This window comes from Ectobacillus sp. JY-23, from assembly GCF_023022965.1.
In the GTDB taxonomy this organism is placed as follows: domain Bacteria; phylum Bacillota; class Bacilli; order Bacillales; family Bacillaceae_G; genus Ectobacillus.
Genome location: NZ_CP095462.1, coordinates 2,284,307 through 2,308,223, shown reverse-complemented (window position 1 = coordinate 2,308,223; position 23,917 = coordinate 2,284,307). Strand labels below are relative to the sequence as shown.

Genomic DNA, 23,917 nt, shown 5'->3' with positions numbered 1-23,917 from the left:
TCATTGAAAGAGGCGCTATACCTCAAGGGTAGCGCCCCCTACTCGTTTAAATCCTCTTATTTTCGCCATTTCATCCATCAGCTTCAGCAATGCTTTATCCTTTGCTTTGCTTTCAATCATCACATCAAAATCTTTACCGTATGCTTTAGTGACTTGAAGAAATGGCTTAATGAATTCCAAATCTACATAATCCGCATGCGCACGAAATTCTTTTTCTGATTTAGGGGAAGAAAGATGAACCTTAGGCGGCAAATCGACATGATTCCACGTAGCAAACACGTGCGGCCATAATTCTTCCGCTGTTTGTTCTCCTGGATTGGCCAGGTGATGATGGTAGTCAAACACAAGAGGAATCTGTTGCGCTTGGCATACGGCTAATGTTTCTTGGGTTGTATATGTTTTGTCATCATTTTCAAGTGTCATATGCTGCTTCACATGTATCGGCAATTTTTTAATATTATGATGAAAACGCTCGATTGCTTTTGGTTTATCACCGTAAGCACCACCTACGTGAATGTTTAGAAAACTATTCTCCTCCACACCCATGGCTTCAAGAAGTTCATAATGATAGACCATATCTAGTACTGCATTATCTGTAATATGAGGCTTATCACTTGTGAATAGTGTAAATTGATTGGGATGAAAGCTAACACGCAGGCTATGCTTGTTAATCAGAGCGCCGAGCTCCTCCCACATATCCCGGAATAAGTCGAGATAGGGGAAATCAACCTCCGGGTGCGTAGCGAGCGGCACGATAGAGGACGACATGCGATATAGCGGGATATCGTGGGCAATATTATAATGTATGGTTCGCATGGTATGTGTAATATTTTTCCTGATGATATCATATAATCGCTCCTCACGCTCTTGTTTTTCAAGCTGCTTCCAGCGTGTAAAGGTCATTGTCTTGGCGGGAGAGCAATCCCATAGTGATAGGGCATGGGATACATAGCCGAATCTGATTCTCATAGTCGTCTCCTTTACAGAAAAAATGCGATAATGCTGGCAAACCATTCCTTGCATCGCTGCGAAAATGTCGGATTTGAAATATCGGTTAAGGAAAGTATCCGAGAGTTCTCTAGGTCTTGATCTACTTCCTTTTTAACGGTTTCTAAAAAAGGTGAATCATACATAATACAGTTGATTTCATGATTCATATATAAGCTTCGTAAGTCAAAATTTGCAGTTCCGATATCACAAATACGACCGTCAACAGTTACGATTTTTGCGTGAAAAAAACCATCTGTAAATTCATAGATGACACATCCGGCGCGAAGCAGCTTTCTGAAATAAGGAAGCTTAGCTTCTTTCACCAGTGGATGATCTGCGCGCTCCGGTACTAAAATTGCTACGCGAACACCGCGCTTGGCAGCGGCAATCAACTCGCGAAGTAGCTTGCGGCCCGGGATGAAGTAGGGTGTTCCAATATATAGGTCTTGCTGAGCCTCTTGGATAAGTTCTAAAAAGGTGTGCTGAAGGTATGTACCGTCTGTTGGTATAAACTGATGTTTTGTCTTTCCTTTTTGAAGAGGCGGAAAGTATTTGTCTTCCTTTGTTAAGTTTTCTCGTGTTTCATCACGCCAATCATGCAAAAACTGCATTTGCAAATCCTGCACACCTTCTCCAACTACGCGTAAATGATAGTCACGCCATTTGCCGAGTTTAGGATCATGTCCCAAATATTCTTCTCCGATATTAAAGCCACCAATATATCCGATGCTGCCGTCGATAATGGTAATCTTACGATGATTGCGCTGGTTAATAGAGTACAACAAGTAAGGAAAGCGCGGGTTATGACAAAAAGAGAAATGAACACCACTTGCACGTAGCGCCTGAATGCTCTCCTTAGAAAGGTGATGGCTTCCAATTCGGTCCAGCAGCAAGCGCACCTCTACGCCTTCTTCTGCCTTTTCCTTGAGCATACGTAAAAATTTCTGACTAACGTCATCATTATTCACAATGAAAAATAAAATATGTACATGCTGTTGCGCTTGTCTTATATCTAGAAATAACTGATCATATAAGGTCTGACCATATGTATACAGTTCAAAGTCGCTATAACGATAAGGAAACGACCGACTCTTGGCGCGCCGCACCTGCGCGCGCCGCCCTAATTTTAAATCTAGCATAATCCATGCAATCACAAGAACGAGGAAGAGAATGATATAACGCATAATAAGCTCCTCCTTTAATGGGGAAAGAGATAGAATAACAGCTATTATTTTGTGCAATTGTCCTGTTTATATCCATAAGAATATAAAGATGACAACTGTTTATATATGCTTGTATAAACTTATTGAAGCGGACCTGCCAGCTAGACTATTGCAAAAAATTCTTTTGTTATATAACAAAAACAGTTGACTGAATGTTCATTCATAATATAATAAAGATAGGTAAAATTCAGAAGATTTATTAGTTTCAAAATGTTTAAAAAGGAGTTACAATTATAGTAATTCCTCAAATCATTTTTATGTGTACAGAGAGGGGATAAAGCATGAATATCTGGCTTCTTGTGAATTGGCTGGCTTTTCTCGCAATTACGGGTTATGGGGTATACCTGTTTGTGTACTTAGTTTTAACGAGAACCGCCTACATCAAGTTGGGAAAAAAGATTGAATTTGATAACAAGGTTAAAGAACGTTTAGAGCTTGTGAAGGTCAATGTATTTGGGCAGAAAAAGCTTTTGAAGGACAAAAAGAGTGGCATTATGCACGTAATGTTCTTTTATGGTTTTATTCTGGTGCAGTTCGGGGCAATTGATTTTATCTGGAAAGGTCTTGTGCCGGGCTCTCATTTGCCGCTTGGTCCTTTATATCCAGGCTTTACGTTCTTTCAAGAAATCATCACTTTACTCATTTTAGCTGCAGTATTGTGGGCTTTTCACCGTCGCTATATTGAGAAATTGGTACGCTTAAAACGCAATTTTAAAGCAGGCCTTGTTCTTATTTTTATCGGCGGTCTTATGCTTTCGGTATTGGTCGGAAACGGTGCAGGCATCATCTGGCACGGACATGAGTTATCGTGGAGCGAGCCGATTGCATCCGGTATTGCGTTTTTGCTTTCTGGCATTGGTGAGACGGGCGTCATTGTTATTTTTTACATTGCTTGGTGGATTCACCTTGTTATTTTATTAACGTTTTTAGTATACGTGCCTCAATCGAAGCACGCTCATTTAATAGCTGGTCCTGTAAACGTTTTCTTTGGTCGCCTTGGCAATCCAGGCAAGCTTGAGAAAATCGATTTTGAAGACGAATCACAAGAATCCTTCGGGGTAGGTAAAATTCAAGACTTTAAGCAAAATCAGCTCATCGATTTGTACGCTTGCGTAGAGTGCGGTCGATGTACAAATATGTGTCCGGCAACAGGTACAGGAAAGATGCTGTCGCCAATGGATTTAATTCTAAAGCTGCGCGACCATCTGACGGATACAGGTGCCGCGGTTACATCACGTACACCATGGGTACCGGCGTTCGCATTTGCCAGCACACAAGGTAATCAGCTGGCGATGGCAGCGGGACAGCAGGAATCAGCGGCTGCATTGGCGTACAGTCCAAGCTTGATTGGCGAGGTTATTACTGAAGAAGAAATCTGGGCTTGTACAACGTGCCGCAACTGTGAAGATCAATGTCCAGTTATGAATGAACATGTTGATAAAATCATTGACCTGCGCCGTTATCTTGTACTAACAGAAGGCAAGATGGATGCGGATGCACAGCGCGCGATGACTAATATCGAGCGTCAAGGCAATCCTTGGGGTCTAAATAGAAAGCAGCGCGAAACATGGCGTGAGGCGCGCGAGGACGTTCATATTCCAACGGTGAAGGAAATGTCCAAAGCAGGCGAGGAGTTTGAGTATTTATTCTGGGTAGGTTCTATGGGTTCTTATGATAACCGAAGCCAAAAAATTGCACTTTCCTTCGCGAAGCTGATGAATGAAGCAGGCATTAAGTTTGCGATTCTGGGCAACAAGGAAAAGAACTCTGGTGATACACCGCGCCGCCTTGGCAATGAATTTTTGTTCCAGGATCTCGCTGTGAAAAACATTGAAGAGTTTGAAAAAGCGGGCGTTACAAAAATCGTTACGATTGACCCGCATGCTTATAACATCTTTAAAAATGAGTACCCAGACTTTGGTTTACAGGCCGAAGTTTATCATCATACAGAACTGTTGGCACAGTGGGTACAAGAAGGAAAGCTGAAGCCAACACATGAAGTAAATGAAATAGTCACATATCACGACTCTTGCTACCTTGGCCGCTATAACGAGGTATATGAAGCGCCGCGTACTGTATTAAAAGCGATTCCAGGCGTACGCATCGTAGAGATGGAACGCAATCGCGAAAAAGGAATGTGCTGCGGAGCGGGCGGTGGCTTGATGTGGATGGAAGAACATGCCGGTACGCGTATCAATGTCGCGAGAACTGAACAGGCATTAACGGTGAATCCGTCTGTTATTAGTACAGGGTGTCCATATTGCTTGACGATGATTAGCGACGGAACAAAGGCGAAGGAAGTAGAAGAATCTGTTCAAACGCTTGATGTGACCGAAATTCTGGAAAAATCAGTAGTTGGGTAAAGAATCCACACAACTTAAGAAGAAAAGAGGTGCAGACTGCACCTCTTTTCGTCGCAGCGAAGCTGAGCGTGCGTTCATCTTATGATGAGCCTTGCGTGTTGTCTATTCTAGGGGTATGCAAGAACAAATGGAAAAAGGGGGATTTTTTCATGGGAAAAACAGTCATTGTAGGAGCTGCCAGAACACCAATTGGCAAATTTGGAGGCACACTCAAGCATGTGAAGGCTGCGGAGCTTGGGGGAGCTGCGATTCAGGCTGCACTTGAGCGCGCGGACGTAACACCAGATATGGTGGAAGAGGTTATTTTCGGTACGGTTGTACAGGGCGGTCAAGGCCAAATCCCATCCCGTCAAGCAGCACGTCATGCGGGTATCCCGTGGGAGACGCAAACAGAGACGATTAACAAAGTTTGTGCCTCTGGATTGAGAGCGGTTACATTGGCGGATCAAATTATTCGTACCGGCGATCAATCTATAATCGTTGCAGGTGGCATGGAGTCTATGAGCAATACACCATATATTTTAAAAAGCGCACGCTGGGGTACGCGTATGGGTCACGGAGAGATGCTGGATTTAAATATCTCTGACGGTTTATCTTGTTCATTTACAGGCGTTCATATGGGGACGTACGGCAATGCGGTTGCTGAAGAAGATGGAATCTCTCGTGAAGAACAGGACCAATGGGCGTATGAAAGTCATCAAAAAGCGGTAGCTGCGCGCGCGCGATTTGCGGAAGAGATTGTTCCGGTTACAATACCACAGCGTAAAGGCGAACCCATCATTGTGGCACAGGACGAAGCTCCTCGTGAGGATACAACAACGGAAAAGTTGGCGAAGCTAAAGCCTGTTTTTGGCGGCGGTACAATTACGGCAGGGAATGCACCAGGACTCAATGATGGCGCAGCTGCGCTTGTGCTGATGAGCGAGGAGCGCGCTCAAGCAGAAGGAAAAACGCCGATTGCGACGGTTATTGGTCAGGCGGCGATTGCTGTAGAAGCGAAGGACTTCCCGCGCACACCGGGCTATGTCATCAATGCGCTGTTAAAGAAGACGGGCAAAACAGCGGCAGATGTAGATTTATTTGAAATTAATGAGGCGTTTGCAGCGGTGGCGATTGCAAGTAGCCGTATCGCAGGACTTGATATGAATAAAGTAAACGTAAACGGAGGAGCAGTAGCGCTGGGTCACCCAATTGGAGCAAGCGGTGCGCGCATTATTGTTTCTTTGATTCATGAGCTAAAGCGCCGCGGCGGTGGCATCGGTGTTGCGGCTATCTGCAGCGGTGGCGGTCAAGGTGACGCCATTATGATTGAGGTACATTAAGAAACGGGTGCCCCGGGCATGCCCGGGGTATTTTTTTAGTTAATATAAGAAGTTGGCTGATACAGCTGAAAAATGGATCGATAGCTTAAGAGATTCAGGGGATGAGGTGAATTCTACATCTCTCTTCTGTACCTAAGTAAGTTTACATAAAAAACAAAGGGGATGGAGCAATGAACGTAGGACGAATTGTCGTCATAGGAGCAGGTCAAATGGGATCAGGGATCGCACAGGTTTGTGCCGCAGCTGGATATACAGTAAGCATGCAGGACCTGAAGCAGGAGCAGCTTGATAAAGGAATGGCAATCATTGCGAAAAATTTGTCTCGCCAGGTAGAGAAGGGGCGTTTAACGGAAGAAGACAAACAAGCGACTTTAAGCCGCATTACGCCAACAGTAGATGTATCCTGTGCAAAGGAAGCGGATTTAATCATTGAGGCAGCGGTAGAGCGCATGGATATTAAGAAGCAAATTTTCAAGCAGCTGGATGAAATCGCACCGCAGCATGCCATTTTGGCGACGAATACATCCTCCTTGCCGATTACAGAGATTGCGGCGGTAACAAAACGACCGGAACAAGTCATAGGTATGCATTTTATGAATCCGGTACCCGTAATGAAACTAGTAGAAATCATTCGCGGCTTGGCAACAACGGATGCGGTGTATGAAACAATTGAAGGCATTACAAAGCAAATCGGTAAAGTACCGGTGGAAGTAAATGATTTTCCAGGGTTTGTTTCCAATCGTATTTTATTGCCAATGATTAACGAAGCAATTTACGCCTTATACGAAGGTGTTGCGACAAAGGAAGCAATTGATGATGTCATGAAACTGGGCATGAACCATCCAATGGGACCGCTTACGCTTGCTGATTTTATCGGCTTAGATACTTGCCTTTATATCATGGAGGTTCTACACGAAGGGCTTGGTGACAGCAAATATCGTCCGTGCCCGTTGCTTCGTAAATATGTAAGCGCCGGTTGGCTTGGTAAGAAAACAGGACGCGGCTTCTATATCTATGAATAGGCGGTGACTATATGAAGCTACTATTTACAGAAGAACAAGAAATGATGAGGAAAATGGTCAGAGATTTTGCGGAGAAGGAAATCGTTCCGTTTATTCCTATGATGGAACAAGGCGAGTTTCCGCGCGAGGTTATTCGTAAAATGGGAGAGCTCGGTCTTATGGGAATCCCTATTCCTGAGAAATACGGCGGCGCAGGTATGGACTTTATTTCTTATATTTTAGCGATTAACGAGCTGTCACGCGTGAGTGCCACAATCGGTGTTATTTTGGCGGTTCATACTTCTGTAGGAACGAACCCAATCTTGTACTTCGGTACAGAGGAACAGAAAAGCAAGTATGTCCCGAAGCTTGCTAGCGGCGAGTATTTGGGGGCTTTTGCTTTAACAGAACCGAGCGCTGGCTCAGATGCCGGTAGTCTGAAAACGAGAGCTGTTAAGGAAGGCGATGTATACCGCTTGAACGGCTCCAAAGTATTTATTACAAACGGCGGGGAGGCAGATACGTATATTGTGTTTGCATCTACAAATCCAGCGGTCGGCAAGCGCGGTATCTCGGCATTCATTGTAGAAAAGGGAACCCCAGGACTTATCGTAGGAAAAGATGAACATAAAATGGGTCTGCATGGATCCCGCACGGTACAGCTTACGTTTGAAGATATGAGAATTCCGGTAGAGAATTTGCTTGGCAAAGAAGGAGATGGCTTTAAGGTTGCGATGGCAAACCTGGATGTCGGCCGTATTGGGATTGGAGCACAGGCGCTGGGAATCGCTGAGGCGGCGCTGCAGTGCGCGACCTCTTATGCAAGGGAAAGGGAGCAGTTCGGTAAGCCTATTTCTGCCCAGCAAGGTATTGGCTTTAAGCTAGCTGATATGGCAACGAGTGTCGAGGCGGCAAAATTGCTTGTATATCGCGCGGCATCCCTGCAGGCACAAGGAATGAATTGTGGCAAGGAAGCGGCTATGGCTAAGCTTTTTGCTTCACGTACTGCGGTTGACGTAGCAATTGAGGCGGTGCAGGTATACGGGGGATACGGTTATACGACCGACTATCCGGTAGAGCGCTATTTCCGTGATGCGAAGGTATGTGAAATCTATGAAGGCACGAGTGAAATTCAAAGAATGGTTATTAGCAAGAGTTTGTAAAACAGCTCTCTTTTAGGAATAGAGAAGAACCGGCGGGCAATGCGGAGCCCACAACTCATATGTAGGAAACATGAAAACAATATAAGGGGGATTATACGATGCAATTCAAATTAACAGAAGAACATGAAATGATTCGCAAAATGGTTCGAGATTTTGCTAGAAATGAAGTGGCGCCGACTGCGGCAGAACGTGACGAAGAAGAACGTTTTGACAGAGAAATTTTTGACAAAATGGCTGAGCTTGGTTTAACGGGTATTCCTTGGCCGGAAGAGTACGGCGGTATCGGTAGCGATTACCTAGCGTATGTGATTGCGGTAGAAGAGCTTTCTCGCGTATGCGCCTCTACAGGTGTTACACTGTCTGCTCACACATCTCTTGCCGGTTGGCCTATTTATAAATTTGGTTCAGAAGAACAAAAGCAAAAATACTTACGTCCGATGGCAGAAGGAACAAAGATCGGCGCGTACGGCTTAACGGAGCCAGGCTCAGGCTCGGATGCGGGCGGTATGAGAACAACAGCGAAGCGCGATGGTGATCATTATGTATTGAATGGTTCAAAGATCTTCATCACAAACGGCGGCATAGCTGACATCTACGTTGTGTTTGCTTTAACAGATCCAACCTCTAAGCAGCGCGGCACAACTGCTTTTATTGTAGAAAGCAATACACCAGGATTTTCTGTTGGTAAGAAAGAAAGCAAGCTTGGCATTCGCTCTTCACCTACAACGGAAATCATGTTTGAAGATTGCCGCATTCCTGTTGAGAATCGTCTTGGTGAAGAAGGGCAGGGCTTTAAAATTGCAATGCAAACACTCGATGGAGGCCGCAACGGCATTGCTGCACAAGCGGTGGGAATCGCACAGGGAGCGTTGGATGCTTCCGTGGAATATGCAAAAGAGCGTGAACAATTCGGCAAGCCAATCGCTGCCCAGCAAGGCATTGGGTTTAAATTAGCGGATATGGCAACGAGCATCGAGGCAGCTCGTTTATTAACATACCAAGCGGCATGGCTTGAATCAGAAGGCTTACCTTATGGAAAAGAGTCAGCGATGTCCAAGCTATTTGCAGGTGACACTGCGATGAAAGTAACAACAGAAGCTGTGCAAGTCTTTGGCGGCTATGGCTATACAAAGGATTACCCTGTAGAACGCTTCATGCGCGATGCGAAAATCACACAAATTTATGAGGGTACACAAGAGATTCAAAGGTTGGTAATTTCTCGTATGATTACCAAGTAATACAATCCGCCCCTTTTTAATATAAAGCCTAATGTTGCAAATTGGCACTTGTTAAGGGGGTAAGACACCTGCGGGAAAAGCGTGTCAAAGGGAGACCCCGCAGGCGCATAGCGCAGAGGAGGCTCCCTGACCGCCCGCAGAAAGCGACCCCCGTAACAGAAATCAACAACGAACTTGAACAGAGCTTACATGAAAGTGAGGGCTTGCGGTTAGGGCTGAGGAAAGTTCATGCCCAGGAATAGCTGTAGGTAGAGAGATGGATTAGAGAGCGAGGTGAGGGAATGGCAAAACATAATGTGCATGCTTCGGTGAAGGATGAAAAGCTAGTGATGAAGCGGCGCGAGCAGATGGTAAAGGGTGCTGTGCAGTTATTTAAGCAGAAGGGTTTTCATCGTACAACAACACGTGAAATTGCAAAAGCAGCAGGCTTTAGTATCGGGACGTTGTATGAATATATACGTACAAAGGATGATGTACTGTACCTAGTATGTGACAGTATTTATGACAACGTGAAGGAACGCCTTGAGCAAGCGCTCAGTCTGGATAAAGTGAGTGTGTTGAGCTTGCGGCAGGCAATCGCTAACTACTTTAAAGTTATGGATGAACTGCAGGAGGAAGTGCTCATTATGTATCAGGAAGCGCGTTCTCTTTCTAAGGAGTCCATACCTTATGTGTTGAAAAAAGAGCTTGAGATGGTTCAGATGTTTGAGGATTTATTGCGACAATGCGCTGAAGATGAAGGAATTTCGTTAACAGAAAAGGAGATTGGCGCAATTGCTCATAACATTTTTGTCCAAGGTCAAATGTGGGGCTTTCGTCGTTGGGTTATGCAGAGATTATATACATTAGAAGAATATACAGAACTGCAAAGCAATTATTTACTGTACGGTATGTATATGAGAAAAGAGGAGATGGGGAAATGACTGTGGTTGAGATCTATCGTCCAAAGCATAAAGTTCGATTTGTTACGGCTTCTAGTTTATTTGATGGTCATGATGCTTCCATTAACATTATGAGACGTATCCTGCAGGCAAGCGGGGCCGAGGTCATTCACCTGGGACATAATCGTTCTGTAGAAGAAATTGTGAATGCCGCTATTCAAGAAGATGTACAGGGAATTGCGATTTCTTCTTATCAAGGCGGCCATGTTGAATACTTTAAATACATGTACGATCTTTTAAAAGAAAAAGGTGCCTCCAGTATACGTATCTATGGCGGCGGGGGCGGTGTAATCATTCCGCGGGAAATCGATGAATTGCACGAGTACGGCATTGCGAAAATCTTTTCGCCGGAAGATGGGCGCCGCCTAGGCTTACAGGGAATGATTAATGAAATGCTGCAGGAGTGCGATTTCCCGACAGTGGGCGACCTGGTGAAGGAATTGGATCAGACGGAACAGTTGAATGCGGGTAGCATTGCGAAGCTAATCACGCTAGCTGAGCAGAGTGTCGGGGTTGGTAATGATGTATTTCGAACATTGGCGGAGCGTGTGCAGCATACCGCACCGGTTCTGGGGATTACCGGAACGGGCGGTGCTGGAAAAAGCTCATTAACAGATGAACTCATTCGCCGCTTTTTGCATGAATTTAAAGATATGAAAATTGCCGTTATTTCTATTGATCCAACAAAGCAAAAAACGGGTGGGGCTCTGCTTGGGGACCGCATTCGTATGAACGCGATTAACTCGCCGCGCGTATATATGAGAAGTCTTGCGACGCGTGATTCGCGTTCTGAGCTGTCACTTGCAATTCAGGATGCAATTACTGTCGTAAAAGCAGCAGGCTTTGATTTAATTATTGTGGAAACGAGCGGAATCGGCCAGGGAGATGCCGGCATTACAGAGTACAGTGACCTTAGTATGTATGTTATGACCAGTGAATTTGGTGCGCCGACGCAGCTTGAAAAAATTGATATGATTGATTACGCAGACCTAATCGTCATCAACAAATTCGAACGCAAAGGCTCAGAGGACGCTTTGCGCCAAGTACAAAAGCAGTATCAACGCAGCCGTATGCTATTCGAATTACCTCTTGAAGAGATGCCTGTGTATGGCACCATTGCCAGCCAGTTCAATGATGCGGGTACAAATACTGTGTTTTTAAAGCTAGTGGAATTAATTAATGAGAAGACAAAGCGCAATTTAGAAACGCAAACGATTCAAGCAGGAAAAGTTGAGAAGCAGCACGTCATTATTCCAAACGAGCGCCGCTATTATTTACGTGAAATCTCTGATGCGGTACGCGGCTATCATAAGCAAACCGAGCAGCAGGCAAAGGTTGCCGAGCGCTTGTTCCAAATAGAAGGCGCCCTAGAAGCCATTTGTGAGCAAAGTGCGGATGCGAAGGTATCTGAAACGTTGCAAGAGGTGAAACGCAGCTATGAGAATGCGCTCTCTCCACAAGCGAAGCTGATTTTAGATACATGGGATGATGTGAAAAAGAAATATAGTGGGGATGAGTTTGTCACAAAAATTCGGGATAAAGAAATTCGCACAAAGCTACATACCATTACACTTTCCGGTACTAAAATTCCAAAAGTGACTTTGCCTAAATACAGCAACTACGGCGAGATTCTGCGCTGGGTACGCAAAGAAAATGTACCAGGACAATTCCCTTATACAGCAGGTGTATTTCCATTTAAGCGCGCCGATGAAGATCCGAAGCGTCAGTTTGCCGGGGAGGGAACGCCGGAACGTACGAATCGCCGTTTTCACTATTTGTGTAAGGACGACAATGCAAAGCGCTTAAGTACAGCATTTGACTCCGTTACCTTGTACGGAGAAGATCCATCTTATCGCCCAGACATTTTCGGAAAAATCGGTGAGAGCGGTGTGAATGTATGTACACTCGATGATATGAAAAAGCTGTATAAAGGGTTCGATTTATGTGCACCTTCTACATCTGTTTCAATGACAATTAACGGACCTGCGCCAATCATTTTGGCAATGTTCATGAATACAGCAATTTCGCAGCAAGTTGAACTAAAAGAAGCTGAGCTAGGACGTACTTTGACAGAAGAAGAGTACCTGCATGTAAAGGCGAAAACCTTACAAACAGTGCGAGGTACCGTACAAGCGGATATTCTAAAGGAAGACCAAGGTCAAAATACGTGTATTTTCTCTACTGAGTTCGCGCTGCGCTTAATGGGAGATATTCAGGATTATTTCATTCAAAATCAAGTGAGAAACTACTATTCTGTTTCCATTTCTGGCTATCATATTGCAGAGGCCGGGGCAAACCCAATTTCACAGCTTGCCTTTACGCTTGCGAACGGCTTTACGTATGTAGAGTATTATTTAAGCCGCGGGATGAAAATTGATGATTTTGCACCAAATCTATCATATTTCTTCAGCAATGGCCTAGATGCGGAGTATTCTGTTATTGGTCGTGTTGCTCGCCGTATTTGGTCGATTGTAATGAAGGAAAAATACGGTGCCAACGAGCGTAGTCAAAAGCTAAAGTACCATGTACAAACATCGGGGCGCTCTCTTCATGCGCAGGAAATTGCATTCAATGATATTCGCACTACATTGCAGGCTTTGATGGCACTGCATGATAATTGTAATTCTCTTCATACAAATGCGTATGATGAAGCCATTACAACACCAACGGAAGAATCTGTACGCCGCGCGATGGCAATTCAGCTTATTATTACAAAAGAGCATGGGTTAACAAAAAATGAAAATCCATTGCAGGGCTCGTTTATTATTGAAGAATTAACCGACCTAGTAGAAGAAATGGTATTGCAGGAATTTGATCGCATCAATGACCGCGGGGGTGTGCTAGGCGCGATGGAAACGCAGTATCAGCGCGGTAAAATTCAAGATGAGTCCATGCATTACGAAATGCAAAAGCATACAGGAGAGCTGCCGATTATTGGTGTAAACACATATTTGAATCCAAGCGCTGCGGTTGAAGAAGATATGAACAATATGGAAATTGCCCGCGCTTCATATCAAGAAAAAGAAACGCAGATTGTAAATCTACAAGCATTCCAGGAAACGCATAAGGACCAAGCGGCGGTAGCACTAGCCCGCCTTCAGCAAACAGCAATCGCTGGTGGAAATATCTTTGCGGAATTGATGGAAACGGTAAAGGTAGCTAGTCTCGGACAAATTACGAAGGCTTTATATGAAGTAGGCGGACAGTATCGCCGGAACATGTAAGGGAAATCATTTTGATTTCCCTTTTTTAATAGGGTAGAAAGAATAGTAACTAAAGTTGCTCAGAAGTCTCCGCTTCAAGTGATAAAGCCAATAAGTGGGGGTAGCTCACATGCTACCAGGTATGAAAAAACATCTTTTTTTACGTTCCATATATAGCATAATCCATATAGAATTGTTTATAATGAATAGTATGTATTTTTTTGTACAGGCCTATTAATGCATTATTTTGAGAGAAAGGAAGTGCCTCGACCGTGAATTTACAACAGTATTCACCAGAAGAGTTAAAAGAACTATCCATGATTGAAGTAACGTATTCAATTATGGAAGGCAGAAAAGAAGCGATTGAGTTTTCACAGCTTGTGAAAGAAATCTCTAACGTGCTTAATTTATCCCAAGAAGAGGTTGCGGCAAGAATTGCTCAATTTTATACAGATTTAAATATCGATGGACGGTTCATTACAATTGGAGAAAACCGTTGGGGTTTGCGCAGCTGGTATCCGTACGAACAGATCGATGAAGAAATTTTACCGCAAGCAAAGCCTAAGAAGAAGCGCAAGTACGACGAAGATGAGTTCGACGATTTTGTTGCGGAAGATGAGGACTATGAAGATCTTGATGAAGTAGAAGATCTAGAGGACTTGGACGAGTTGGATGAGGATCTAGAGGACTTAGATGAAGACTTAGAAGAGATCGATGAAGAAGAACTTATCGATGAAGATCTGGATGAAGAAGAAGATTTCGTAGATGAGGATGAAGCGGAGTACGATGAAGTGGAAGAAGAGGAAGAACTATAAGCCTTGACTTTTCCACAGAGTCTATGTAGAATCATTTTTGGGCTCTTTAAAACAGATACAACTACGTTTTATATAAAAGAAAATAGCTCCCTACTATTAAATAGGGAGCTATTTTCTTTTTTTGTTTAGAAACATAAAAAAATCTAACAATAAAACATATGCTCCTTACATACGTTGCAAATTGCGACGTTTTATATAAGCTCATGATGAGCGGGACCAAAACGACTGAAGGGAGATTTTCTAATGACTAAGTATATTTTTGTAACAGGTGGCGTTGTATCATCTCTAGGTAAAGGGATTACGGCTGCATCTTTAGGAAGACTATTGAAAAATCGTGGTTTAAACGTGACAATTCAGAAGTTTGACCCATATATTAACGTGGACCCGGGAACAATGAGCCCTTATCAGCATGGTGAAGTGTTCGTAACAGATGATGGTGCAGAGACTGACTTGGACCTTGGTCACTATGAGCGCTTTATTGACATCAACCTAAATCGCTATAGCAACGTAACAACAGGTAAAGTATATTCTTCTGTTTTGCAAAAAGAGCGCCGCGGTGATTACTTGGGAGGAACTGTACAAGTTATTCCTCACATCACGAATGAAATCAAAGAACGTGTATTCCGTGCAGGTCGTGAAACAAACGCGGACGTTATTATTACAGAGATTGGAGGAACTGTAGGAGATATCGAGTCTCTTCCTTTCCTTGAAGCTATCCGTCAAATCAAGAGTGATATTGGCCGCGATAACGTAATGTACATTCACTGTACGTTAATTCCTTACATCAAAGCGGCAGGTGAAATGAAAACAAAGCCAACGCAGCACAGTGTAAAAGAATTGCGCAGCCTTGGTATTCAGCCAAACATTATCGTAGTACGTACGGAGCAGCCTGTTTCTCAAGATATGAAGGACAAGCTTGCACTGTTCTGTGACATTGATCCAAAGGCAGTAATTGAAGCGCGCGATGCAGACACATTATATGCAGTACCGCTTGCGCTTCAAGAGCAAAACATGGATCAAATCGTTTGCGATCATTTGAAATTGGATTATAAGCCTGCAGATATGCAAGAGTGGCAAGCGCTTGTTGAGAAGGTTCGCAATCTGTCTAAGAAAACAAAAATTGCATTGGTCGGAAAATATGTAGAGTTGCAAGATGCGTATATCTCTGTTGTAGAAGCATTGCGTCATGCAGGCTATACTTTCGATGCGGATATTGAAATCAATTGGATCAATGCAGAGCACGTAACAGCTGAAAATGTAAAAGAATTAATTGGTGACGCAGATGGTATTCTTGTACCTGGCGGCTTCGGCGATCGCGGCGTGGAAGGTAAGATTACAGCAACACAATACGCACGTGAAAACAACGTACCATTCTTAGGTATTTGTTTAGGTATGCAGTTGGCTTCTATTGAGTTTGCGCGTAATGTGCTTGGTTTAGAAGGAGCAAACTCTTCTGAAATCAATCCGGATACGAAGTATCCAATTATTGACCTTCTTCCTGAACAAAAGGATGTAGAGGACTTGGGCGGTACACTTCGTCTTGGTTTATACCCTTGTAAGCTTGCTGAAGAAACAAAAGCTTTCAACGCATATGGTGAGCCTGTTGTATACGAGCGTCATCGTCACCGTTATGAGTTCAATAATCAATTCCGTCAAGATATGGAAAAAGCAGGCTTCGTATTCTCTGGTACAAGCCCTGACGGTCGCTTAGTAGAAATTATCGAACTAAAAGACCACCCTTGGTTCGTGGCATCTCAGTTCCATCCGGAATTTGTATCACGTCCAACAAGACCGCAGCCACTGTTCCGCGACTTCGTGCATGCGTCTCTTATTCATAAGGAAAGTAAATAATCCGAGGCTAAGCCTCGGATTTTTTTATTTGAAATTGCAGGACTGCATGTCCAACGGATAGAAATCTGCCTCAAATCATAAAAAATCCATATTATTTATAATATTTAGAATATTTTATAAAATTTATGTAAAATTGTGTCTCTTTCTAGTATAATCTACATAACACCCTTCCATTTACACATCCAGAATATAACCTCACGTTATTTTATCCCGATTGCTGTAATAGAACAACCAACTAGAAAGGGGGACTTTTATGGTTCACTACCTGATTCGGCGTGTCATTTCCATGTTGTTTACGCTGCTTGTCATCGTAACGCTAACCTTCATTTTAATGCACAGTGTGCCCGGTTCACCTTTTAATGAAGACAGCGGCAAAGCAACAAACGAAGCAATCATGGCTAACTTGAATGCCAGGTACCACTTGGATGAACCGCTTTACATGCAGTTTTTTTATTATTTGTCTTCTCTCGCTCAAGGAGATCTCGGAATTAGTATGAAGCAATCTGATACGTCGGTGAATGAGTTGCTTGCTAGAGGATTTCCGGTAAGTGCCGAGCTTGGCACGTACGCAGTGTTGCTTGCCGTTTTGACAGGTGTCTCTCTCGGGGTACTTGCTGCGCTTCGTCATAATGGTGTTATTGATTATCTAGCAATGACATTGGCGGTAATCGGCATTTCCGTACCAAGCTTTATTATGGCAACCTTTCTTATCCAGCAAATTGCAGTGAATTGGGGCATTTTACCCGTCGCTACCTGGACAAGCTGGAAGCATATGATTTTGCCTACGCTCTCTTTGGCTACTGGTCCAACGGCAATTATTGCTAGGTTGACACGAAGCAGCATGCTCGAGGTGCTTACACAGGAATATATCCAGACTGCACAAGCAAAAGGACTACACCCTGTACGTATTGTTGTGGTTCATGCACTAAAAAATGCGATGCTTCCTGTTGTGACAGTGCTAGGTACATTAGTTGCGAGTATTCTAACGGGCAGCTTTGTCATTGAAAAAATTTTTGCGATTCCGGGCATGGGCAAGTACTTTGTGGAAAGTATTAATAATCGCGACTATTCCGTCATTATGGGAACAACGGTTTTTTACAGTATTTTGCTGATTGTTATGTTGCTATTAGTGGACCTCGTATATAGTCTGCTTGACCCGCGCATTAAGCTTCATCAGCAAAAGTGAGGTGAATCATCATGGAAAATATGGAAGCTTTATTTGTCAAACGAACACAAAAAGGCAATGTAGAAGCAGTGGTTAGGCCTTCATTATCCTATTGGAAGGATGGGTGGAGAAGGCTAAAGCGTAACAAGTTAGCTTTAACAGGTCTCGGATTTTTACTATTTTTATTGATTGGAGCTGTCTTAGGTCCAATCATCTCTCCTTATGATGTGGCGCATCAAAATGTCGTAGAAGGCAGCCAGGCACCAAGCAGTAAGCATTGGTTTGGCACAGATGAATTAGGAAGGGATTTATTTGCGCGAGTATGGTATGGGGCGCGTATCAGCTTGTTTGTAGGGGTTGTCGCTGCACTTATTGATATGACCATCGGTGTATTGTACGGAGGTATTGCAGGATACAAAGGCGGAAAAACCGATCACTATATGATGCGGTTTGTTGAAATTTTATATGGAATTCCATATCTACTGGTTGTTATTTTACTAATGGTCGCAATGGGACCGGGCTTACATACCATTCTGATCGCTCTTACTATCACCGGCTGGGTGGGTATGGCACGTATTGTGCGTGGACAGGTGATGCAGTTGCGCTCCTATGAATTTATTTTAGCCTCTCAAACATTAGGAGGAAGCACGCTGCATATTTTACGAAAGGGACTGCTTCCGAATACAGTTGGCCCTATTTTAGTAAATATGACCTTGTCTGTACCTGCGGCTATTTTCGCAGAGTCTTTTTTAAGCTTTCTCGGTCTTGGTATTCAGGCGCCGTTTGCGAGCTGGGGTGTACTTGCGAATGATGGCTTGTCGGCAATTTTAACAGGCGAGTGGTGGCGATTGTTCTTTCCGGCATTTTTCATCTCACTTACGATGTTTGCATTCAATGTTCTCGGCGACGGATTGCAGGATGCCTTAGATCCGAAGCTTAGAAAGGGGGATTAATATGTCGTTTGTAGATGTAAAAGGATTAAATGTCTCATTTCTAGCTTACGGAGGCTTTGTTCACGCTGTTCGAGACGTATCATTTTCAATTGAACGCGGTGAAACTGTTGCGCTTGTCGGCGAATCAGGATCCGGAAAATCTGTGACTGCTAAAAGCATATTTGGCATGACGCATATGAATAAGAATGTTCGCATGGAAGGGCATATTCACGTTGCAGGGCAAGATGTGATGCGGTTATCTCCGAAAGAATTGCGGCAGTTACGAGGTCGCCGGATGGGAATGATCTTTCAAGATCCTATGACGAGTTTGAACCCGACGCTTACTGTAGAAACGCAGTTAACAGAAGGGATGATTACTCATCTTGGCTTTACGAAGAAGCAAGCACGTAATCAAGCACTTGAACTACTTGACTTAGTTGGCATTGACAACGGTAAAGGTCGCCTCAATCAATATCCGCACCAGTTTAGCGGTGGACAAAGACAGCGCATTATCATTGCGATTGCGCTAGCGTGTAATCCGACTTTATTAATTGCGGATGAGCCAACAACGGCACTAGATGTAACCATTCAGGCGCAAATTTTGGAGTTGCTCCAAGATTTAAAAGAAAAGCTGGATCTATCTGTTTTACTAATCACGCATGATCTTGGTGTCGTAGCGCAAGTAGCAGACCGCGTTATGGTCATGTATGCAGGAAAAATTGTTGAGACAGGCAACAGCGAATCTTTATTTAAAAATCCTGCCCATCCATACACCAGGGCATTGCTAAAAAGTGTGCCTCATATGCGGAGGCAAGGAGGCGTTTTAGAAAGTATACCGGGGACACCTCCAGACTTGTTTCAGCCGCCTCGTGGTTGCGGATTTGTAGACAGATGTGCCTATGCGATGGATATATGTGCAGCAATGCAACCACCTGTGTTCCAAAATAGAGGACAAGAAGCTTCTTGCTGGCTCCACGATGAGCGGGCAAAGAATCTTTTTCCTGATTTTCATGAAAGAAATATTCTAATTAAAGGGGGATTACGATGAAAAAAGGGTTTGCGATTGTCATGGCAACAATGTTAGCAGTGTCTGCAGGATGTACGGCAAAGCAGGAAACAGCAACAACGGAAAAAGGAAAAGCAGAGAAAAAGGTATTGCGTCTGAACAATGGGAAAGAACCAACAAGCTTTGATCCGCCAATCGGTTTTGACAATGTATCTTGGGTACCTCTGAACAACTTGGGTGAAGGGCTGACCCGTCTTGGAAAAACACATAAACCGGAGGCTGCTGCGGCTGAAAGCTGGAAGGTATCACCGGATGGGAAAACATATACATTCAAGCTACGTAAAGATGCCAAATGGTCAAATGGCGAACCTGTCACTGCAAAAGATTTTGAGTTTGCCTGGAAGCGCATGTTGAGCCCTGAGCTTGCATCTTCCGCTGCTTTCCTTGCTTATTTTATTGAAGGTGCCGAAGAGTACAATACAGGCAAGGGGTCTGTTGATAACGTGAAAATAAAAGCTGTTGGTGATTACGAGCTTGAGGTTGTGCTTACAAGCCCGCAGGCATTTTTCTTGAGCGTTATTTCTAACCCATCCTTCTTCCCGGTACCGCAAAAGATTGTGGAGAAGGATCCAAACTGGTTTAAAGAAGCAGCTACATTTGTTGGCAATGGACCATTCAAGCTAACAAAGTGGGAGCATGGCAGTGAAATGGTATTCGAGAAAAACAAACACTATTGGGACAATAAGTCCGTTAAGCTAGATGAGATTAAATGGGCGATGGTTAACGATGTAAAAACAGAGTATCAAATGTATAAAACAGGTGAGCTTGATGTTTCTAGCGTTCCTGCAGAATTAGCTGAAAAGCTTCTGAAAGATGGTGAAGCAAAAGCTGAAGATCAAGCCGGTATAGAATTTTATCGTTTTAACTTAAAGCAAGCGCCGTTCCAAAATGCTAAGATTCGTCAAGCATTTGCGATGAGCATCGATCAGGCGAAAATTGCACAATACGTAAAGCGTGCAGGACAAAAACCAGCATACGGGTTTGTTGGGTTTGGTTTTAAAGATGCGAACGGGAAAGACTTCCGTCAAACGAGCGGAGACCTGTTGAAAACAGATACGACAAAAGCGAAACAGCTGTTAGAAGAAGGAATGAAAGAAGAAAATTATAAAACATTACCTGAAGTAACGCTGACATACAACACAAGCGATACAAATAAACCGGTAGCTGAAGCGATTCAACAGATGATTAAAGAATCACTTGGTGTGGATATTAAGCTAGCGAATATGGAATGGAATGTGTTTTCTACAGAGCAAAAAGCAGGCAAATTCCAGTTCTCTAGAGGCTCTTTCTTAGCTGATTACGGTGATCCGGTTAACTTCTTGGAAAACTTCACGACAGACAACTCTATGAATCGCACAAGCTGGAGCAGTACGCAGTTTGACGAATTAATCGCTAAGTCCAAAAAAGAAGGCGACGAGAAAAAACGCTTTGAATATTTATATGAAGCTGAAAAGCTACTGATGAAGGACGCATCAATTGTACCGCTTTACTTCTACAATCAAGTGTACTTGCAACAAGAAAAAGTAACGGGCGTTGTCCGTCATCCTGTTGGTTATTTAGAGTTGAAGTGGGCTGACTTAAAATGAAAGAAACACCATCGCCGCGGCGGTGGTGTTTCCGCTAGGGGAGGGAAAAGAATGCTAGTAAGGGTACCAGTAGCGAATGTATGGACGAAGCCTGTAGAAGGTTATGAGCTTGCTTTGTCAGAGCAAGGATTGATGAAGGAATGGACAGAAAGTTTAACCTTGGAGGGGCGCATGCAGTTATGGAAGGAAAATGTACTGCAAACGCAGGTGCTTCTTGGCGATGAAGTAGAAATCGTGAAAGAAGAGGGAGATTGGGCAGAGGTACGTGTGTTATCTCAGTCCTCTTCTAAGGATAAAAAAGGTTACCCAGGCTGGATGTATAAAGGGCAGCTTCGTGAAGGAAATCTGCAGGGAGAGCGTTTTGTTATTACTGTACCAGAGGCGGAGTTATTTGATGAGGAAGAACGAGAGAAACAACGAATTGTGTATCAAACAGTGCTTCCGCTCGTGAAAGAAGAAGGAGATTGGGTGTTTTTAATGACACCTGACGGCTTGCGAAAAACAAAACGAGAAAATGGAGCGGCAGGAGCCGATTTACTTACTAATGGAAAACAGTTTATTGGCTTGCCGTATCTGTGGGGCGGCACGAGTGCTTTTGGATATGATTGCTCCGGATTCACGTATACACTAGCTCGTTCTGTCGGCGTAGACATTCCGCGTGATGCGCATGATCAAGCAAAAGCGGGAGAGGCAGTTGAACGCGCAGATATGCAACCGGGTGATTTATTGTTCTTTGCCTATGAGAATGGCAAGGGTGCTATTCATCATGTAGCTGTATACGCTGGAGAAGGGCAGATGCTGCATGCTCCTAAAACAGGTAAGTGTATTGAGGTCATTCCGATTGAAGGTATTTATGCAGAGGAATTATGCGCAATTCGCAGGGTGATATAATGAATAACTTACATGAAACAGTAACGTTGTTATTGGAAAAAGTGGATGGACGCGTAAGCTTGTGTATAGAAGGGGCCTATACATATGCTTATCATGCGGAAGCATTACATGTGCCGGCAAGTCTAATTAAAATGCCTATCTTATGGGCGGGGCTTCCGCTTAATCAGAATGAGCAAGTTCTTCCCCATACATTAGCTAAAGTAGGTGGTAGCGGTATTATTGACAGTTTATCTTCCGGTGCGACGCTTACCGTACGAGACTTATTAACCCTGATGATTAACGTATCTGACAATACAGCCACCAACTGGCTCATTGAGCGAATTGGTAAATCAGCTATTCAAAGTTCTATAGCGGAAGCAGGGCTTACGCAGACCGCACTGCAACGCTATATGATGCAAAGCCCAGAAGAAGCAGGCGGTGACAATGTAACGTGTGCAGCAGATATGGTGAGACTGTTGCGAGTTGCCGATCATTCGCCGCAGCGTGATGCGTTCTACGCCCCGCTTCTGCAGCAGCAATTTCGCAGTCAGTTACCGGGACTTTTAGAGTATAGCGATGTCGAGATTGCCAACAAGACAGGAAGCGTGCGCGGCGTGTTACATGACGCGGCTCGCTTCCGCCGCGGCGCATGTACATTGTATGTAGCGGTGCTCATGTCTGACTTGCAGGATGTAGCGCATGCTGGCTATATACAAGCTCGAATTGGTTCTGCATTAGCAGAATGGATGCAAGCACAATAAAAGCATGGCAGCTGCCATGCTTTTATTAATACTCAGATAAAATTTCTTTTACTGTAAACGCAAGACCATAGTAGGCAAACAAAGCAATAATGCTACTTGGAAAGCCATAACGCACACCCTCATCATCGGGAATCAACGCTTTCAAAAGTTTTGTATCAATATGAGCATCCACATATTGCTCAAGAGACTCCGTTCCTTCTTGTACGGCAGAAATGCCCACAATCGCATGACCCTCCTCTTGTAATCGCTTTGCCAGAGAAATCGCTTCTTTGTCTGTAGAAAAGCGGCTTACAATCATAATGCGGTCTGCATACGTTACTTCATCTACGCATAGTTCTTGGGCACCTTGCAGTGGTTCGGCACCGTACAGAGCTTCTGCTACTACAGCCTGCATTTCGTGCGAGCCGTATATGTGAATGTGTCCGTCCCCCACTAAGGCCTGCGCTAAAATGCGAGCGCCATCCTCTATGTTCATCTCTTCCTGTTCCGCAATACGCTTAAAATAGCCGCTAATTTGCGTTGAAAATATCTTTAACATCCTTCGTTCTCCTTTTACCAATATCTATGAGGTCATGCTGTTCGTTTTACTACATCAGTATGCGATACATATGACATGCATATGCCCTAAAACCATGTAAGCACTGACCGCAGCTATACAATACCCATTCTTCTCTCTCAGCTGAAATCATTTGTTTTTCTACTTGTATACCTATTATAAAAAATTTCACTTAAAATCTGAAATAATAAGGTATACAATTAAGATAAGAAGGAAATTCAATACCAAAAAGAGAAATAGTTTGAAACTGAAGAATTAGGATACATTATATTTTATCAACTGAAAGGCTGTGGGGAAAATGAAAGGGAAAATTTTAATTGTGGATGATCAATACGGTATTCGTATTTTATTAAATGAAGTGTTTCAAAAGGAAGGTTACCAGACTTCACAGGCAGCCAATGGTTTTCAGGCTATTGATATTGTAATGAAGGACAAGCCTGATCTTGTGATATTAGATATGAAAATTCCAGGTATGGATGGAATCGAGATTTTAAAGCGAGTAAAGGCAATTGATCAAGATATTAAAGTTATTTTGATGACAGCATATGGTGAGCTTGATATGATTCAAGAGGCAAAGGATCACGGTGCGATTATGCATTTTGCAAAGCCATTTGATATTGATGAGATGCGTGAGGCAGTAAGACAAGAACTTACTGTAAATGCATAATGATGTGTCAAATTTAGAAAATAATTACGAAAAAACGCTTTCATACTGGGCTTTCCGGGTGAATTCAGTTGAGTTTTCTTGGTCAAGTTGGTATCCTATGTAATGTAGAAAAAAGTCCGGTATCATTCAATACATATTTTTTTTGCGGTTGCTAAAACTATACAGGAATGTATCGGATGTAAAATTTGTTTTTCTAGGAGGATT

The 23,917-nt window shown here is 43.6% G+C and carries 19 protein-coding genes; 16 read left to right on the top strand and 3 right to left on the bottom strand.

Features of this window, described 5'->3' with window-relative positions; all coding sequences use genetic code 11:
* Window positions 1-15: 15 nt before the first annotated feature.
* Both uvsE and cls read right to left on the bottom strand, forming a co-directional pair.
* A complete protein-coding gene (gene uvsE / locus MUG87_RS11895; protein WP_247082384.1) occupies window positions 16-969 on the bottom strand; it encodes a UV DNA damage repair endonuclease UvsE in 954 nt (317 codons plus the stop codon).
* 11 nt (window positions 970-980) lie between these two features.
* The gene (cls, locus tag MUG87_RS11890; RefSeq protein WP_247082382.1) at window positions 981-2,174 is read right to left on the bottom strand and encodes a cardiolipin synthase; all 1,194 of its coding nucleotides are present in this window, start codon (window positions 2,172-2,174) and stop codon (window positions 981-983) included.
* 320 nt (window positions 2,175-2,494) lie between these two features.
* On the opposite strand from cls, the gene MUG87_RS11885 reads away from it, so the two are divergent.
* The 15 genes from MUG87_RS11885 to MUG87_RS11815 all read left to right on the top strand — a co-directional run bounded on the left by MUG87_RS11885 (window position 2,495) and on the right by MUG87_RS11815 (window position 22,490).
* A complete protein-coding gene (locus MUG87_RS11885; RefSeq protein ID WP_247082380.1) occupies window positions 2,495-4,576 on the top strand; it encodes a heterodisulfide reductase-related iron-sulfur binding cluster in 2,082 nt (693 codons plus the stop codon).
* 149 nt (window positions 4,577-4,725) lie between these two features.
* Entirely contained in the window at window positions 4,726-5,898 is a 1,173-nt protein-coding gene (locus MUG87_RS11880) for an acetyl-CoA C-acetyltransferase (protein ID WP_247082378.1), read from the top strand.
* A gap of 170 nt (window positions 5,899-6,068) precedes the next feature.
* Window positions 6,069-6,920, top strand: coding sequence for a 3-hydroxybutyryl-CoA dehydrogenase (locus MUG87_RS11875; protein ID WP_247082376.1), 852 nt, complete (start codon window positions 6,069-6,071; stop codon window positions 6,918-6,920).
* A gap of 11 nt (window positions 6,921-6,931) precedes the next feature.
* On the top strand, window positions 6,932-8,062 hold the full coding sequence (locus MUG87_RS11870) for an acyl-CoA dehydrogenase (protein WP_247082374.1): 1,131 nt from the start codon (window positions 6,932-6,934) through the stop codon (window positions 8,060-8,062).
* Window positions 8,063-8,160: 98 nt separating this feature from the next.
* Window positions 8,161-9,300 (top strand): acyl-CoA dehydrogenase, encoded by a 1,140-nt coding sequence (locus MUG87_RS11865; RefSeq protein ID WP_247082372.1) that lies wholly within the window; start codon window positions 8,161-8,163, stop codon window positions 9,298-9,300.
* A gap of 281 nt (window positions 9,301-9,581) precedes the next feature.
* On the top strand, window positions 9,582-10,223 hold the full coding sequence (locus MUG87_RS11860) for a TetR/AcrR family transcriptional regulator (RefSeq protein ID WP_247082371.1): 642 nt from the start codon (window positions 9,582-9,584) through the stop codon (window positions 10,221-10,223).
* Window positions 10,224-10,225: 2 nt separating this feature from the next.
* Entirely contained in the window at window positions 10,226-13,465 is a 3,240-nt protein-coding gene (gene icmF / locus MUG87_RS11855; protein WP_247087670.1) for a fused isobutyryl-CoA mutase/GTPase IcmF, read from the top strand.
* Between the two features lie 251 nt (window positions 13,466-13,716).
* Complete coding sequence (rpoE, locus tag MUG87_RS11850) at window positions 13,717-14,259, top strand: DNA-directed RNA polymerase subunit delta (RefSeq protein ID WP_247082369.1); 543 nt, start codon at window positions 13,717-13,719, stop codon at window positions 14,257-14,259.
* Window positions 14,260-14,502: 243 nt separating this feature from the next.
* Window positions 14,503-16,110 (top strand): CTP synthase, encoded by a 1,608-nt coding sequence (locus tag MUG87_RS11845; RefSeq protein WP_247082367.1) that lies wholly within the window; start codon window positions 14,503-14,505, stop codon window positions 16,108-16,110.
* Window positions 16,111-16,363: 253 nt separating this feature from the next.
* On the top strand, window positions 16,364-17,296 hold the full coding sequence (locus tag MUG87_RS11840; RefSeq protein WP_247082362.1) for an ABC transporter permease: 933 nt from the start codon (window positions 16,364-16,366) through the stop codon (window positions 17,294-17,296).
* An 11-nt stretch (window positions 17,297-17,307) separates the two neighbouring features.
* Window positions 17,308-18,228: an ABC transporter permease gene (locus tag MUG87_RS11835; protein ID WP_247082360.1), complete on the top strand. Its 921-nt coding sequence runs from the start codon at window positions 17,308-17,310 to the stop codon at window positions 18,226-18,228.
* A 1-nt stretch (window position 18,229) separates the two neighbouring features.
* Entirely contained in the window at window positions 18,230-19,255 is a 1,026-nt protein-coding gene (locus tag MUG87_RS11830; protein ID WP_247082358.1) for an ABC transporter ATP-binding protein, read from the top strand.
* Window positions 19,252-20,859 (top strand): peptide ABC transporter substrate-binding protein, encoded by a 1,608-nt coding sequence (locus MUG87_RS11825; RefSeq protein ID WP_247082356.1) that lies wholly within the window; start codon window positions 19,252-19,254, stop codon window positions 20,857-20,859. The genes MUG87_RS11830 and MUG87_RS11825 overlap by 4 nt, the downstream gene beginning before the upstream one ends.
* 51 nt (window positions 20,860-20,910) lie before the next feature.
* Complete coding sequence (locus MUG87_RS11820; protein ID WP_247082354.1) at window positions 20,911-21,750, top strand: C40 family peptidase; 840 nt, start codon at window positions 20,911-20,913, stop codon at window positions 21,748-21,750.
* The gene (locus MUG87_RS11815; protein ID WP_247082352.1) at window positions 21,750-22,490 is read left to right on the top strand and encodes a serine hydrolase; all 741 of its coding nucleotides are present in this window, start codon (window positions 21,750-21,752) and stop codon (window positions 22,488-22,490) included. The genes MUG87_RS11820 and MUG87_RS11815 overlap by 1 nt, the downstream gene beginning before the upstream one ends.
* A gap of 25 nt (window positions 22,491-22,515) precedes the next feature.
* Here the strand turns inward: MUG87_RS11815 and MUG87_RS11810 are convergent, their stop codons facing one another.
* Window positions 22,516-23,028 (bottom strand): DUF2529 domain-containing protein, encoded by a 513-nt coding sequence (locus tag MUG87_RS11810; RefSeq protein WP_247082350.1) that lies wholly within the window; start codon window positions 23,026-23,028, stop codon window positions 22,516-22,518.
* 316 nt (window positions 23,029-23,344) lie between these two features.
* Between MUG87_RS11810 and MUG87_RS11805 the strand changes: the two genes are divergently transcribed.
* A complete protein-coding gene (locus MUG87_RS11805; RefSeq protein ID WP_247082348.1) occupies window positions 23,345-23,713 on the top strand; it encodes a response regulator in 369 nt (122 codons plus the stop codon).
* Window positions 23,714-23,917 lie beyond the last annotated feature (204 nt).

What these genes read in the sequence shown, in the direction of transcription:
- MUG87_RS11885 (WP_247082380.1), top strand. Translation starts at nt 2,495, where the DNA reads ATGAATATCTGGCTTCTTGTGAATTGGCTGGCTTTTCTCGCAATTACG.
- MUG87_RS11870 (WP_247082374.1), top strand. Translation starts at nt 6,932, where the DNA reads ATGAAGCTACTATTTACAGAAGAACAAGAAATGATGAGGAAAATGGTC.
- MUG87_RS11865 (WP_247082372.1), top strand. Translation starts at nt 8,161, where the DNA reads ATGCAATTCAAATTAACAGAAGAACATGAAATGATTCGCAAAATGGTT.
- MUG87_RS11820 (WP_247082354.1), top strand. Translation starts at nt 20,911, where the DNA reads ATGCTAGTAAGGGTACCAGTAGCGAATGTATGGACGAAGCCTGTAGAA.
- MUG87_RS11880 (WP_247082378.1), top strand. Translation starts at nt 4,726, where the DNA reads ATGGGAAAAACAGTCATTGTAGGAGCTGCCAGAACACCAATTGGCAAA.
- MUG87_RS11845 (WP_247082367.1), top strand. Translation starts at nt 14,503, where the DNA reads ATGACTAAGTATATTTTTGTAACAGGTGGCGTTGTATCATCTCTAGGT.
- MUG87_RS11815 (WP_247082352.1), top strand. Translation starts at nt 21,750, where the DNA reads ATGAATAACTTACATGAAACAGTAACGTTGTTATTGGAAAAAGTGGAT.
- MUG87_RS11875 (WP_247082376.1), top strand. Translation starts at nt 6,069, where the DNA reads ATGAACGTAGGACGAATTGTCGTCATAGGAGCAGGTCAAATGGGATCA.
- uvsE (WP_247082384.1), bottom strand. Translation starts at nt 969, where the DNA reads ATGAGAATCAGATTCGGCTATGTATCCCATGCCCTATCACTATGGGAT.
- MUG87_RS11835 (WP_247082360.1), top strand. Translation starts at nt 17,308, where the DNA reads ATGGAAAATATGGAAGCTTTATTTGTCAAACGAACACAAAAAGGCAAT.
- MUG87_RS11860 (WP_247082371.1), top strand. Translation starts at nt 9,582, where the DNA reads ATGGCAAAACATAATGTGCATGCTTCGGTGAAGGATGAAAAGCTAGTG.
- MUG87_RS11810 (WP_247082350.1), bottom strand. Translation starts at nt 23,028, where the DNA reads ATGTTAAAGATATTTTCAACGCAAATTAGCGGCTATTTTAAGCGTATT.
- MUG87_RS11805 (WP_247082348.1), top strand. Translation starts at nt 23,345, where the DNA reads ATGAAAGGGAAAATTTTAATTGTGGATGATCAATACGGTATTCGTATT.
- MUG87_RS11825 (WP_247082356.1), top strand. Translation starts at nt 19,252, where the DNA reads ATGAAAAAAGGGTTTGCGATTGTCATGGCAACAATGTTAGCAGTGTCT.
- MUG87_RS11830 (WP_247082358.1), top strand. Translation starts at nt 18,230, where the DNA reads ATGTCGTTTGTAGATGTAAAAGGATTAAATGTCTCATTTCTAGCTTAC.
- cls (WP_247082382.1), bottom strand. Translation starts at nt 2,174, where the DNA reads ATGCGTTATATCATTCTCTTCCTCGTTCTTGTGATTGCATGGATTATG.
- MUG87_RS11840 (WP_247082362.1), top strand. Translation starts at nt 16,364, where the DNA reads ATGGTTCACTACCTGATTCGGCGTGTCATTTCCATGTTGTTTACGCTG.